14 protein-coding genes are annotated in these 13,660 nt (G+C 63.5%); 5 read left to right on the top strand and 9 right to left on the bottom strand.

What is annotated here, in order from left to right; translation table 11 throughout:
• Window positions 1-16: 16 nt before the first annotated feature.
• The 3 genes from LPA34_RS20420 to LPA34_RS20410 form a co-directional block, all read right to left on the bottom strand.
• On the bottom strand, window positions 17-1,219 hold the full coding sequence (locus LPA34_RS20420) for a nitrate/nitrite transporter (protein WP_228981574.1): 1,203 nt from the start codon (window positions 1,217-1,219) through the stop codon (window positions 17-19).
• A 356-nt stretch (window positions 1,220-1,575) separates the two neighbouring features.
• Entirely contained in the window at window positions 1,576-2,805 is a 1,230-nt protein-coding gene (locus tag LPA34_RS20415) for a Fic family protein (RefSeq protein WP_228981572.1), read from the bottom strand.
• Window positions 2,806-2,914: 109 nt separating this feature from the next.
• On the bottom strand, window positions 2,915-4,162 hold the full coding sequence (locus LPA34_RS20410) for a cyanate transporter (RefSeq protein ID WP_228981570.1): 1,248 nt from the start codon (window positions 4,160-4,162) through the stop codon (window positions 2,915-2,917).
• A gap of 299 nt (window positions 4,163-4,461) precedes the next feature.
• Between LPA34_RS20410 and LPA34_RS20405 the strand changes: the two genes are divergently transcribed.
• Window positions 4,462-5,202 (top strand): GntR family transcriptional regulator, encoded by a 741-nt coding sequence (locus tag LPA34_RS20405; protein WP_228981566.1) that lies wholly within the window; start codon window positions 4,462-4,464, stop codon window positions 5,200-5,202.
• A gap of 68 nt (window positions 5,203-5,270) precedes the next feature.
• On the opposite strand, the gene infA is transcribed toward LPA34_RS20405, so the two are convergent.
• The 4 genes from infA to LPA34_RS20385 all read right to left on the bottom strand — a co-directional run bounded on the left by infA (window position 5,271) and on the right by LPA34_RS20385 (window position 8,634).
• On the bottom strand, window positions 5,271-5,546 hold the full coding sequence (gene infA / locus LPA34_RS20400) for a translation initiation factor IF-1 (RefSeq protein ID WP_228981564.1): 276 nt from the start codon (window positions 5,544-5,546) through the stop codon (window positions 5,271-5,273).
• A gap of 124 nt (window positions 5,547-5,670) precedes the next feature.
• Entirely contained in the window at window positions 5,671-5,952 is a 282-nt protein-coding gene (locus LPA34_RS20395) for a hypothetical protein (RefSeq protein ID WP_090534236.1), read from the bottom strand.
• Window positions 5,953-6,469: 517 nt separating this feature from the next.
• Complete coding sequence (locus LPA34_RS20390) at window positions 6,470-7,711, bottom strand: NAD(P)/FAD-dependent oxidoreductase (RefSeq protein ID WP_228981562.1); 1,242 nt, start codon at window positions 7,709-7,711, stop codon at window positions 6,470-6,472.
• 146 nt (window positions 7,712-7,857) lie between these two features.
• The gene (locus LPA34_RS20385) at window positions 7,858-8,634 is read right to left on the bottom strand and encodes an ABC transporter substrate-binding protein (protein WP_228981560.1); all 777 of its coding nucleotides are present in this window, start codon (window positions 8,632-8,634) and stop codon (window positions 7,858-7,860) included.
• A 201-nt stretch (window positions 8,635-8,835) separates the two neighbouring features.
• Between LPA34_RS20385 and LPA34_RS20380 the strand changes: the two genes are divergently transcribed.
• Genes LPA34_RS20380 through LPA34_RS20365 form a run of 4 tightly spaced genes read left to right on the top strand, consistent with a single transcriptional unit; the run spans window position 8,836 to window position 11,026 of the window.
• Entirely contained in the window at window positions 8,836-9,807 is a 972-nt protein-coding gene (locus LPA34_RS20380) for an ornithine cyclodeaminase family protein (RefSeq protein ID WP_228981557.1), read from the top strand.
• A gap of 54 nt (window positions 9,808-9,861) precedes the next feature.
• A complete protein-coding gene (locus LPA34_RS20375; protein WP_324251762.1) occupies window positions 9,862-10,548 on the top strand; it encodes a helix-turn-helix transcriptional regulator in 687 nt (228 codons plus the stop codon).
• A gap of 45 nt (window positions 10,549-10,593) precedes the next feature.
• On the top strand, window positions 10,594-10,785 hold the full coding sequence (locus tag LPA34_RS20370) for a DUF1653 domain-containing protein (protein WP_228981555.1): 192 nt from the start codon (window positions 10,594-10,596) through the stop codon (window positions 10,783-10,785).
• Between the two features lie 46 nt (window positions 10,786-10,831).
• Window positions 10,832-11,026, top strand: coding sequence for a YqaE/Pmp3 family membrane protein (locus LPA34_RS20365; RefSeq protein WP_090534227.1), 195 nt, complete (start codon window positions 10,832-10,834; stop codon window positions 11,024-11,026).
• Between the two features lie 8 nt (window positions 11,027-11,034).
• Here the strand turns inward: LPA34_RS20365 and LPA34_RS20360 are convergent, their stop codons facing one another.
• Together LPA34_RS20360 and LPA34_RS20355 are read right to left on the bottom strand one after the other, a co-directional pair.
• Complete coding sequence (locus tag LPA34_RS20360) at window positions 11,035-11,343, bottom strand: 2Fe-2S iron-sulfur cluster-binding protein (protein WP_228981554.1); 309 nt, start codon at window positions 11,341-11,343, stop codon at window positions 11,035-11,037.
• 190 nt (window positions 11,344-11,533) lie between these two features.
• On the bottom strand, window positions 11,534-13,477 hold the full coding sequence (locus LPA34_RS20355; protein WP_228981552.1) for a sigma-54-dependent Fis family transcriptional regulator: 1,944 nt from the start codon (window positions 13,475-13,477) through the stop codon (window positions 11,534-11,536).
• Window positions 13,478-13,660: the final 183 nt, after the last annotated feature.

Genomic DNA, 13,660 nt, shown 5'->3' with positions numbered 1-13,660 from the left:
CATGATGTATTCCCGTTCAGACGCGTGCGGCTGCAACCGACCACGCACTGCGCCAGCGGCGCTTCACGTTGCTCATGCCGGCCCAGCCGAGCGCGGCCAGTGCGGCGAAAAGCCAGAGACCCATTGAATAGTCGCCGGTGGCCTGCTTGATCGAGCCGAGGCTCGCGGCAAGCGCAAAGCCGCCTACGCCGCCCGCCATGCCGATCAGGCCGGTCATCACGCCGATATCCTTCGCGAAGCGCTGCGGGACGAGCTGGAACACGGCGCCGTTGCCCGCGCCGAGACATAGCATCGCCGCAATGAACAGCGGCAGCGTGACGAATGGACCGCCTGCGCCAAAGCCCGCGAGACCGATCAGCACCGCCACAGCCGCGAACACGTTGAGCAGCGAACGCGTGCCGCCGATGCGATCGGCCATCAGTCCGCCGAACGGACGCATCACCGAGCCTGCGAACACGCACGCAGCCGTGGCCCAGCCGGCCAGCTTCGGATCGAAACCGAACTGGTCGTGAAAGTAGCCGGGCAGCGCGCTGGCGAAGCCCGAGAAGCCGCCGAACGTCAGCGAGTAGAAGAACATGAACCACCACGCGTCGCGACTGGCGAGCATGCGGGCATAGTCACGCAGATGCTTGTGCGCGACGACGCCCGGTGCATCCTTCGCGCTGAGCGTATAGAACACCAGCACGGCGATGAGCGGGATACAGGCGATGCCGAACACGCTCTGCCAGCCGAACGCGACGGCCAGCACCGGCGCGAACAGCGCGGCGAGCACGGTGCCCGAATTGCCCGCACCGGCGATGCCCATCGCGGTGCCTTGCTGATGCGGCGGATACCAGCGCGAGGCGAGCGGCAACGCCACCGCGAACGACGCGCCCGCAACACCCAGCGCCGCGCCGAACAGCAGCACCTGGCCCATCGAATGCACGCCGGTGCGCCACGCGACGAGAAGACTCGCGATCACAAGCACCTGGCCGATCAGGCCCGCACGCTTCGCGCCGATGCGATCGGCGAGCATGCCCATGAACACACGCAGGATCGCGCCGGCCAGAATCGGCGTGGCGACCATCAAACCGCGTTGCTGGGTGGTGAGCGACAGTGTGTGGGCAATCTGGATCTGCAGCGGTCCAAGGAGATACCAGACCATGAAGCTCAGATCGAAATAAAGGAATGCGGAAAACAGCGTGGGGGTGTGGCCGTTACGCCAGAAGCTGCGGTCCATGATTGTTCCGTCGTCGGATCGCATCCGGATGATGTACCGGATACGACAAACGTCGAACGCCATTGCCCGACCGATGAACGGCACGGAGTGCCGTTTCGCTGCGTGGTCCCGCGCAGTGTGTGCTGCGGTGCCCGGTTCATGCATCCCCGCGCCGTTGCAAGGTGCGATAGCTATTTAGCAACAGCCATGCCACCTTGCGACATCGGCGCAAAGCCTTGCTGGGCGGGGGTTTGGGAGAGAGAGCCGCAGGTCGCATATTGCACCGCAGCAGTGCGTCACCTCGCGTCGCCGCACAGACTTGGCGCGGGTGGCGCGTTCGTGGCGCGTGGAGAGCGCTCACGAATTTATATATGGACTCAGGCGGTATTCGCTTCGGCTTCGGGCCACAAACGCGGAAACAGATAGCGGAAAAGACCCAGCGGCAACGCCAGTTCGATCGGCCCTTTCGGCGTTCTGGAGCGCACGATGCCAAGCGTCAGCAGATCGGCAAGCACGCGGTCGGCGGTGCGCGCGGCGAGCCCCATCATGCCCTTGAAGCGGGCCCGGTCCATTGTGCTTGCCGTGCCCAGCCACGCGAGCGGCTGCGCCGCCTCGGCGCGCAGATAACGCGTGGCTTCGCGTGTGCCTTCGGCGGCGAGCATCTGCGCGAGCCTCGCCTCGAACGCGCGCATATCCAGCATGCCGTTCATGAAGCGAACCTGGTCGAGACAGATATTCATGCCAAACTCGATAAAGTCGACGAGGCCTTTTTCGGAGAGAACCCCGCGACCGTCGTAGTCGCCCTGACGTGGCTGGTCCGCTGCGATCAGATGCGCGTAATAGCTCGACTGTTCGCGTGCGAGCCCGCGCATGGGCGACCACAATCCCTGCGTGAGCCCGAGCGCCGACAGCCCGAGATGCGTGTGCAGACGCGCCGTGCGGCCATTGCCATCGAGAAACGGGTGAATCCATGCGAGCCTGTGATGCGCCGCCATCAACGCGATGACAGCGGTTTCGCCAGCACGTGCGTGACGATAGCCGCGATGCCATTCGTCCATGAATGCGGGGATGGTGGCGGGATCGGGCGGAATATGCGCACCCACCTTGACGCCGCGCGTGCGCCACACGCCTGGAACGATGGTTTCTTCGCGGCCTTCGTCGTCGATCTGGGTCAGGTCGGTGGGCGAGAGCTGGTCGTGCAGATGACGATGGATCGCCTGCGCCACCGAGCCCTCGAAAAAGACGCTCGAATCGAAAGCGGGAAAAGTGTGTTCGCCCCATTGCTCAGTGGCGATATGCGCCACTGCAATGCGCTGTTTGCGGGCTTCCGCGGGCTTCTTTGAAAAGTCCTGCTGCATCGCCTGTTCGATCAGAAGCGGCTCCGTATGCTGGCCCTCGATCTTGTTCGTGTAGTACGAGTTCATGGGACGCAGCGCGTCGCGCAGCAGATCGCGCAGATGCGGCATGCCGTGAGCCGCAAGATCCTTTGCATCGCCGATCACCTGGGCGGCGAGCGGGCGCAGCCCGTCCAGCCCTGGCTCCGAAGGCAGAAGCGGATGCATCTGATGGACGGCGTAATACGGGTATCTCGAGGAAGACGGTGCCATGGCGGACCTGTTGGCGGATCACGTGGCGAATCTTATCATCGATATAAAATCTGGAAAATATGTTTATTTACATGTGGTTATATTAAGTGTGGCGAATCATGTGGCGAATTTATATCAACGCTTTTCGTGCCACGCTTCGTGTCAGCGCCCGGGCATAACTGCGTGGAGAAAACGCAAACGTCAGCGCAATCATCGCCGAGATGGTCACTGCCAGCATGATCCACGCCACCGTGAAAGTTCCCGTCAGATCGCGTACGAAGCCCGCCAGCATGGGCGCCGCTGCCGCGACGACAAAACCGACGCCCTGTACAAACGCGACGAGCCGGGCGGCGAGCCGGTGGTCGCCGGCGTGATCGAGCGTGGTGACGAGCGTGAGCGCGAACGTGCCGCCGAGACCCGCGCCAGCGAGGGCGACCCACAGCAGGGGCGCTGCTTCGGGCCACGCAGTCAGCCCCACAATGCCCGCAAGCTGCGCCGAAAGGCCCGCGACGAGCCACGGTCGCCGGTCGCGGAACGACGCTGCGGCGAGCGGCAGCAACAGCGCAGCGGCGGCCTGAAATACGGTCATGCCGGCAAGCAGCGAACCGCCGGTAGCGACATCGGCGCCGTGCTGCAGGTAGTACGCGGGCAACCATGCGACGAGGCTCGTATAGCCGCCGTTGACGAGCCCGAAGTGCAGTCCGAGCGCCCATGCGCGGCGGTTGCGCACAAGACTGACGGAAGGCTGCGATAAATCGTGGCGGGAGGCGGACGATGGGCATGCCGGACTTGCAAGACTCGTCGGACCTGCGGGACGCTGGCGGTTCAGGCAAAGCCAGCAGATGAGCGCCACGAGCGCCGGGAATGCCCAGACGGCGAGCGCGGCGTGCCATGAACCGGCAAGCTGCGCGATCCACGGACTGAGTCCGGCGCCAAGCCCGCCGCCGGCCATCATCGACGCCGAGAACACGCCCATCACCAGCGGCACGCGCGTGCCGAAACGCTGCTTGATCACGCCCGGCAGCAACGCCTGGATCGCCGCGACACCCATTCCCGCCAGTGCCGCCGTGAACAGCAGCATGGCGCCGGTTTCCGCCGTCCAGCGCGCGGCACACGCAAGCCCGATCGCCAGAAGCCCGAGCGCAACGCCGCGGGTTTCGCCGACGACCCGCGTGAGCGCGCCTGCACCGAATGCGCCGATCCCCATGGCGACGACCGGCAGGCTCGTCAAAAGCGACGCGCCATAGAAACTGAGGCCGGTTGCTTCGCGAATCGCCGCCATGAGCGGACTGATCGAGCTCAGAAGCGGCCGCAGATTCACACCCACGACGATGATCGCGCACAACCACACGGCATCGCGCCAGGTCAGCGCCTGCATGGCTGGAGAGGGGGCGTGTCCGTACACGGGCGGGCAGCGGTGGGAGATTGACTCACGGAACCTTCGTCGGAAGAAGTGGACACGGGCGGTGCCGACCCTGCATACGGGTCACGCAGCACACATCGGCGTGTTTCTGCGTTGCACGATGGTTAACCATTTTACGATAAAATGGTTAACCATATCGCTATGTCTGGTATTTCCGGTTCCGGGTATGCCGCAGTCGATGGCCTGGAAGCCATACGTGTCGCTACAATGCCGCCAGACTTCGCTACAGCCTGCCTGCCGCTATTCGCCCATCCATGACCACACGCGTCCGACGTTCACCTTCAACCGCCGAAACCGCGTCGCCCGCTGTTGAGGACGTGTCCGTGCCGATCAGCGTCGAGGAACGCATTTACGCGTCGATTACCGCAGCGTTGCTGCAAGGCAAGCTGCGTCCGGGCACACAGCTTGTCGAGCGTGATCTGGCGGCGGCGTTCGGCTGCACGCGCGGCGCGTTGCGCAAGGTGCTGGCGCGGCTTGGCTTCGAGGGAAAGCTGGTGCTGGAAGCGCATCGTGGCGCATTCGTGCCGGCGCCTTCCGAAGAAGACATCCGGCAGGTGTATCGCGCGCGGCAGATCGTGGAGGCGGGTGTTGTCGCCGCATTATGCGGAGCGTTGCCGGCGCAGCAGAAGCGGCGTCTCATCGCGCATGTGCGTCAGGAAGAGAAGGCACAGCATGCGGGGCGCGTCGATGAAACGGTGCGCCTCGCGGGCCAGTTTCACGTTCTGTTGACGGAACTCGCTGGCGGCACGGAATTACTGGGTCTGGTGATGCAACTGGTCGGAAAGACCGAGTTGTACAAGGCGTTGTACGATCCGTCGAAAGGATCGACCTGTTCCGCCGATGAGCACACGCGGATTATCGAGGCGCTCGATGCAGGCGAACTGCACACCGCGCTGGATGTGATGCGGGTTCACCTTGGAGAACTTGAGGAGCGTGTCGTTCAGCAGGTCCGCCTGCAATCCGGCAGCAATCCTGGCGCGCTGTTCAGCGAATAGAGGATGCGCCCGACGGACCCACGAACGAGAGTTGCAGCGGCTACCCCGACGGGGCCGCTACGGCCGGCCTAGCGCCGACGGAATTGCGAGTTGCGGGCACCGCCGCCACCGCCGCTGGCACGTTCGTCCTTGTGGCGGAAGTTGATACGGCCTTTCGTCAGGTCATAGACCGACAGTTCCAGCGTCACGCGGTCGCCCGCGAGAATACGGATGTGATTCTTGCGCATGCGTCCGGACGCATATGCGCCTACCACGACGCCATTGTCGAGCGTCACGCGGTAACGGCTATCCGGAAGTACTTCGTCGACGATACCGTCCAGTTCAAGCAGTTCTTCTTTCGCCATGCATAGCTCCTGGTCAATGAGTTTGGGCCGCTTCGACCGGATGCCGGCGAAGCGTGTGATGCGGTAAAAGGCGGCGCCGTGGCGCGCCCGTCAATCAATGCGAAAACGTGCGAAGCTGTGCCGCTTAAAGATCGGCGACCGTCTGGCCGTCCACGCGGCCGTCGATCAGCTGCTCGGCGTGCGCCATGCACGCGAGACGCGCCTTGCCCGTGCCTTCGAACGGCCACAGATGCGGCAGCCGGAACACGCGGCCGTCGGCCGACGGGTTCGCGCCAACGCGGCAGATGCGCACCGACGCTTCGTAGCCGGCGTCGGGGTTGCGTCGCGTCTGCTCGTCGGAATGACGGCGCGGATACACGAGCGGGTGAATTTCAAAGCCTTTGTAGGTCCTGACAGCTTGAGTCATAAAACACGATGTCCTGTAATACGTGACCAGCATGTCCCGCACATGACGCACGGGAACGACCGGTCTGGCGGCGCAGCCTGACGGCGCGCCGCACGAAAAAAGAATCGCGCCAGCCCGCTTCAACGAGACTTGCGCTCAGCCGCGGCGATTCGCGGATTCGATGGAGAAGAAACACGCCGATGCCGCGTGGGCACTGGGCGCATGAAAAAGCACGACTCGCGACAGCGAATGCGCCATGAGTGCAACAAGCGCATTGCCGGAGTGACGGGATCGCCGGCGGGCGGTGATCGAACTGTCGGGGGTATTGCGGAGACGCCGGTTGGTGCCGATCGATACTGCCAGTACTGCAGATTCGAGGTACAGCTATTCCAATATGATGCACTAAATGCGATAGCTTGGATAGCAAAAAGTTTCCCGCGCCGGCGGGTTGCGGCACAAAGACGTTCTACCGCAGGCGTTCTGGCGACCCTCTGGAGAGGGCGTGCATGCCTGCGTCGGGGATGGCACGGGGCCTGTTCTAGTCGAACCGTCCCGCGCGGTACGGACGTGGATCGGTGAAGGGCGTCGCGCCGGTCATCATTTCCGCCAGCAGGCGTCCGGTTACGGGGCCGAGTGTCAAACCGTGATGGTTGTGGCCGAATGCGAACCACAGCCCGCGATGGCGTGGTGCAGGCCCGATGACCGGTCGCATGTCGGGCGTGCACGGGCGCATGCCGAGCCACGGCGCCGCATCGGTACGTGCGCCGAGGCCGAACACCGGCTTCGCGATCCGTTCCGCGCGCTCGAGCTGTACACCTGTCGGCGGCGCGCCACGCCGCGCGATTTCGACGCCTGTCGTGAGTCGCAGCCGGCCCTGCATCGGCGCGACCACGTAGCCCTTTTCCGAATCGACAACCGGCACCGACAGGATCTGCCGCGCCGGCTCGTAGTGCATGTGATAACCGCGTTTCACGCGCAGCGGAATGCGATAACCAAGCGGGCCGAAGACCGTGTCCGACCACGGGCCGAGCGCGAGTACGACTTCCTTCGCGCTTATCCGGCCGGCCGGGGTCTGCACTGTCCAGGCGTCATCTTCGGTGCATAGCGACGTTGCGTCGCCCGTCAGGATCGCACCGCCACCAGCCTCGAACAGGCGGGCATAACCTTTCGTCAACGCGCCCGGACTGGCGACGCTTTTCGGGTCCAGCCAGTGCAGCGCGCCGCGAAATCCTTCCGCGAGACCGGGCTCGCGCGCACGGAGTGCGGCGGCGTCGAGTGCGACAACGCGCAGGCCGTTTTCACGGGCTGCGACTTCGGCGGCCGGTGCTTCGCTGTCGAATGCCGACTGCGTGCGAAAGGCCTCGATCCAGCCGCCATCGTGGACGAGCGCATCCATGCCCGCGCGCGCGATCAGCGCGTCGTGTTCCGTCACACTGCGCGAAATCAGCGGCAGCATGTCGCGCGCGGCGCCCGCCAGCCGGGCCGGTGAAGATTCCCACCAGAAACGCGCGAGCCATGATGCGTACGACGGAAGCGCCTTGTAGTCCCAGTAGAGATCGGTCGAGGCGTTACGTGCATAGCGCAGCAACGTGCCGAGATTGCGCGGAAAGCCATATGGCACGATCGACGACCGCTCGATCAGCCCCGCGTTGCCGAAGCTCGTTTCCTCGCCGGGGCCGCGGCGATCGACCAGCGCAACGCGTTTGCCGCGATCCTGCAGATGCAGCGCTGAAGATACGCCGACAATGCCGGCTCCCAGAACGATGACGTCGAAATCCATAGGCTCCGCTTGTGCGCCTGAAAATTGGAGTAGGGGAAATGGCGGACGCGCCGCGCGCTTTTCATCCGCGCGATCATACGCCGCCAGTTCCGGCTTCGAGTCGCACACGGCGCGGCTCGAAGCCGTCGACTCTAATCAGGACTCGCTTATTTCGCAATGATGTCGCGTTTGAAGTATTTCTGCGAGAGCGCGCTCAACGTGCCGTCCTTTTTCAACGAATCGAGCGCGGCGACCACTTTCGACTTTAACGCCTGGTCGCCCTTGCGCAGACCGAGGCCCGTGCCTTCGCCGAGTGTTGCCGGGTCGCTCAGCGGAGCGCCGAGAATCGCGAAGTCATGCGCTTCCGGCTTGCCGAGAAAACCGTCCTGCACGGTCTGCGCTTCCTGCACGCACGCGTCCAGCCGGCCCGCGACGAGATCCGCGTAGACCTGGTCCTGGTCCTGATACGACACGACGGAAACACCCGCTGTCGCCCAGTGCTGTTTCAGGAAATCTTCCTGGGACGATCCCTGCAGCACGCCCACCCGCTTGCCCTGCAGGCTCTTCACGTCGGGCAGCAGTTTCGAATCGCGTTTCGCGACCATCACGATCGGTACGACATAGACCGGCGGCGTGAAATCGATGCTCTGCTTGCGCTTGCTGGTGATGTTCATGGCCGAATTGATCACGTCGAACTTGCGCGCCTGCAGCGCGGGAATCAGGCCGTCGAACGAATTTTCGACCCACACGCATTTCACGTTCATTTTCTTGCAGACAGCGTTGCCGACATCGATGTCGAAGCCCTGCAGTTCGCCCGACGGGCTTTTGCTTTCGAATGGCGGGTAGGCGGCCTCGACGCCGAAGCGCAGCGTGTCGGCGGCATGGGCGGTGCTTGCGAGTCCGGCAAAAGCGACTGCAAGGCAAAGGGAGAGTTTGAGTTTCATGGACGGTTCCTGGGCGATGGGTGGAACTGCGAATCAGTGTGAAAACGGACAACCTGTGGAACGAATATAGACTTAAAGTCTATTGTGGACTATAAGGGATTACATCGAGTCTGGTTTTAATAGTCTAGAATAGACTCTATGTCTACAATTTAAGGCGTGCAACCTGCTTTTCGCGCGCCCCCCCGATCTGGAGAAATACGTATGAGCAGAAATGAACAGGCTATGCCGCTGATCGTCGATGAAGACATCGTGCGGCGCGCGTTACCCGCACTGGATGTGCAGGGCGCGCTCGCGGCGATGTTTCGCGCGCTGGGCGAGGACAACGCCGTACAGCCGCCGCAGACGCTCACACTCTTTCCCGCGCAATCCGGCGACTTCATCACGTACCTCGGTGCGATGGCGCAGGCGAAGGTGTTCGGCGCCAAGCTTTCGCCCTACATCGTGACGGGCGGCCGGCCGGTCGTCACGGCGTGGACCGCGTTGATGTCGATGGAAACAGGCCAGCCGCTGATGTGGTGCGACGCCGGATTGCTGACGACCGAGCGTACCGCCGGAACCACGGCGCTCGCGGTCGGGCATCTTGCTGCCGCGGGCGCGCGGCAGCTGGCGATCGTCGGTTCCGGCGCAATCGCACAGGCGCATCTGCGGCACGTTGCGCCGCTGCGGCCGTGGGAATCGATCCGCGTGTTTTCGCCCGATCTGCCGCGCGATACGGCGAAGCAGGCCACGCTGCGCGCAATCGACGCGCGCGCGACGTTCAGCGCGAACGTCGAGGACTGTGTGCGCGATGCGGACGTGGTGATGCTTTGCACGTCGTCGGGCACATCGGTGCTACCCAAAGGCGCGCTCACGAGGCCCGCGCTTGTCACATCGATCAGCACGAACGTCGCGAATGCGCACGAGATCGATCCCGCGTGGCTGCCGGATATGGACGTGTATTGCGATTACCGTCGCACGACGCCGGGCAGCGCGGGTGAAATGAAGCTGGCCGCGGAGCGGCATGGCTGGTCCGCGCAGCGCGTGGCGGGCGATCTGCCGGAACTGCTCTGCGGCACGTGCCCGGTTCCGGCGTACGAAAAACCGGTCTTTTTCCGCTCGATCGGCCTCGGGCTCGAAGATGTGGCGATTGCGTACGGGCTGTTGCAGCATCTGCGCGCGCTGCGCGATGCTTGACAGAAACGTTCCGGGTGGCGACGATTCCCCCGCGCCTGCCAGCACTGCCGGAACATGGCAGTGCGTTCCGATCCGCCCCACGTGCTTACAGAACCCATGCGCAAGAAAAAGTCGTCACCTGTCAAAGACCTGCTGCTAACCCGTTACGCGCCGCTCGCGGACGGTATCGCGACGCTCTTTTTCCCGTACGCCGAGGTCGTCATCCACGATCTGCGCGACCAGACGGTGCTGTACCTCGCGAACAACCTGTCGCGGCGCGAAATCGGCGACGATTCGGCGCTGGAGGAAGTCGATCACTCGGCACGCGAACGGGTGATCGGTCCGTATGAAAAGCTGAACTGGGACGGTCGCCGCATGCGTTGCGTGAGCAACGTGCTGTTCGACGACGAAGGCAAGCCCGCGGGCATGATGTGCATTAACTTCAATATCGCGGTATTCGATGAGGTGCGCTCCACGCTCGACCTGTTTATCAAGGGTGCGGGCATCGTCGCGCAGCCGGACGAACTGTTTCGCGACGACTGGCAGGATCGCATCAACACGTTTCTGCATGGCTGGCTGCGTGAACGGCAGATAGGCCTGAATGCGCTTACGCGCGATCACAGGCGCGAACTGGTCGAGGCGCTCTATGCCGAAGGCGCGTTCCGCGGCAAGAGCTCGGCGAACTATGTGGCTGCCGTGCTCGGTATGGGACGCGCGACCGTCTACAAACATCTGAAGCAGATGAAGGAAAACGCGAGCTGAAAATCGCGCGTTACCTGCTGCTGCAACCTGAACAGGAGTGAATCCGTGCGCTACCGGCACTACAAGGGCGGCATCTACGAACTGGTCTGCGAGGCGACGCTGGAGTCGGACCCGGGCGTGACGATGATCGTCTACCGCGCGGCGAATGGTACGATCTGGACCCGTCCAGCTTCGGTGTTTTTCGAACCTGTCGAACACGAAGGCACAACCGTTTCGCGGTTTACGCCGATCGATTGATTAACCGCGTGTCGAAAGCGCGCGATTTGCAGAAAGAGAAACAGACATGCGTCTATTGCTTGCCATCATCCTGCCTTGGTTCCAGTTTTTCACGATCGGGCGCCCGTTCGCCGGGATCATCTGTCTGATCCTGCAGATCACGCTGATTGGCTGGATTCCGGCCGCAATCTGGTCGGTGTATGCACTGAGCCAGTACAAGACCGACCAGAAGATCGAGCGCGCACTGGGTTCGCGCATGTAAGTTCGCGCTCAGGTGTTCTGGAGCTCGACTGCGTCAGGCACCTCGATCACCAGATCCGACGCGGCAATCGCCACGCAGGGCAGGATCAGACCTTCGGTCTTTTCTTCCCTGGTCAGGCCGGGCCATTCGATCGTGTATCGCACCTCGCCTTCCTTCATCTGGCACAGACACGTTCTGCATGTGCCGTTGCGGCACGATCGTGGCAGCCGCAAGCCGGCGAAGCCGGCGGCCTCGAGCACGGTCAGCGAATCCGGTGCCTCGAACGTTTTCCCTGACGGCTCGATACGCACGGAGAACGGTCGCGCGGCCTCAGACATCGTTCAACCCGCACAGTCTCTTTGCATGCGATGTCACTCGCACGTTGTTACCACCACAAACGCGGGCGCCTGAATCAGGTTCGAAAGAGGGGCGGCAGGCCATGACGGGTTCTCCCGGCAATCACGGGAAGGTGTCCAGAACGTGCAAGCTTAGCTTAAGCCGCCGCGTCATGTGAACCGGGAGCCGGTTTCAGTGCGTGCGCCGCTGCCGCAGATAACGGTAAACCGTATTTCGCGCGAGCCCGAGCTCACGCGCGGTCGCCGACACGTTGCCTGCGTTGCGCCCCAGCGTCTGTTCGATCAGCGCTACCTGCCAGTCCTGCATGTTCCCCGGCGTCGTGCTGGCGCTTCGCACGGTCTGCATCGACGGCGACACGTAGCGTTCGGGCGCGGTGTCGCAGTCCTGCAGGAAATCGTCCGGCAGATGCTCGAGTCCGATCTCGTCCTCGCCTTCAGCCATGATGGCCGCAGTGCGCAGCACGTTCGCCATTTGCCGCAGGTTACCCGGCCAGCGGCAACGCTGGAAGCGTTCGAGCACGGCACTCGAAACACGCGCTGGAACGGCGTCGCTGTCGCGTTGCAGATCGAGCATGCGTGCGATCAGCGCGGCGAGATCCGTTCGTTCGCTGAGAGCCGGCAACGTGACGGCAAGGCCGTTGATGCGGTAATACAGATCGTCGCGGAACGTGCCGGCTTCGATCATCGCGCGCAGGTTGCGATGCGTCGCGCAGACGATACGCAGGTCGACAGGAATCGCTCGCGTTCCGCCAAGCGGCACGACGTTGCGCTCCTGCAGCACGCGCATCAGCCGCACCTGCTGCGCGAGCGGCATGTCGCCGATTTCATCGAGAAAGAGCGTGCCGCCGTCGGCCTGAACAATCTTGCCGACGCTGCCGCGTTTCTTCGCGCCGGTAAACGCGCCATCTTCGTAGCCGAACAGTTCCGCTTCAATCAGCGTATCGGGCAGCGACGCGCAGTTCACCGCGACAAACGGTGCATCGCGACGCGGCGAATCGTTATGGATCGCGCGCGCAAGCCATTCCTTTCCGGTGCCGGTGTGCCCGAGCACCAGAATCGGAATATCCCGGCCGCGCACTTTCCCGACGCGCCGAAGTACCGCCGACATCTGTTCGTCGCCGGTGTCGAGCGTCGCGAACGTCACATTCTGGGCCGGCGCGTTCGCCGGGCGTGTGGCGCGTATGGACCGCACACCCGTTTCGAAGCCTTCATCGGCAGGTGCGCGAAACACCTGTCGCGCGCCTGCTGCATATTCGCCGCGCGCGATGACGCGCACGCCGCTTGGCAACGTGAGCGTCACGCATTCGCCGGGCCGGTATGTCGCATGGTTCAGCAGCGCGGGCAGCGCCATGCCGAACAGTTCGGGAAAGGTTTGCGTTTGCAGGGTCGCGAGCGGGCGTCCGAACTGGAACAGCGCGCTGCGGTTGGCGGCGAGAAACCGGCCGTCCGGTGCGAACGCGGCGAGTCCTTCGAACAGCGTGCCGATGAATTCAGCACGCGCGTGGAAATGAATGCGGATGACGTCGGCGAACTGGTTCGTGAAGATCACGTTTTCGATCATCTGCGCGGACATCCGCACGAGCGCCAGCGTGTGCTTGTGAAAGCCGCGGGTGTCGCCGCTCACATCGAGCGCGCCGATCGTGCGCCCGAACGGGTCGGCAATCGGTGCGCAGGAGCAGGTGAGAATCCGGTTCGCGTGAAGAAAATGCTCGTCGGCATGAACGACGGTCGGCTGTCCGTCGACGAGTGCGGTGCCGATTGCATTCGTGCCGCGATCCGATTCGGCCCATGACACGCCCGCGCACAGCGCGACGCGATTCGCTTTTTCGACGAAGTCGCTATCGCCAAAGCTGTGCAGGATGACGCCTTCGCTATCGGTGAGCAGCACCATGCTCTGCGTATCGACGATCTGCGCGTACAACGTCTCCATCACCGGCAATGCGTGGGCGCATAGCGCGTGATTGCGCTCGACGAGTTCGCGCAACGCCGGGCGGCGCAGCGGATGGAAATCGGGTGCTTCGGATGCGCGCAGTCCGACGCTCAACGAGCGCGCGTGAGCCGTTGCGATGACATCCGGGAGTGCCGTTGCGGGTGGCGTCGAATAGCGTTGCGTCAATGCATGTCTCCGGTTCTTCCCGAACGCGCCCGCGAGATGCGTAGCCTCGCGAGTCGCCACCGCTATTCATGGCGCGCTGCAGCATGGCAGCGGATGGATTCCCCATCATACAAGATGCGTCCAGGTCTTCACATGCGGGAGAAAACGGAGTGCGCGGCATGTAACGACGTTTCGCTACCTGCC

Origin of the sequence: Paraburkholderia gardini, from assembly GCF_907164575.1 — a bacterium.
Taxonomy (GTDB): Bacteria; Pseudomonadota; Gammaproteobacteria; order Burkholderiales; family Burkholderiaceae; genus Paraburkholderia; species Paraburkholderia gardini.
The sequence above is the reverse complement of the archived record's forward strand: the minus strand, read 5'-3'. Positions and strand labels throughout refer to the sequence as shown.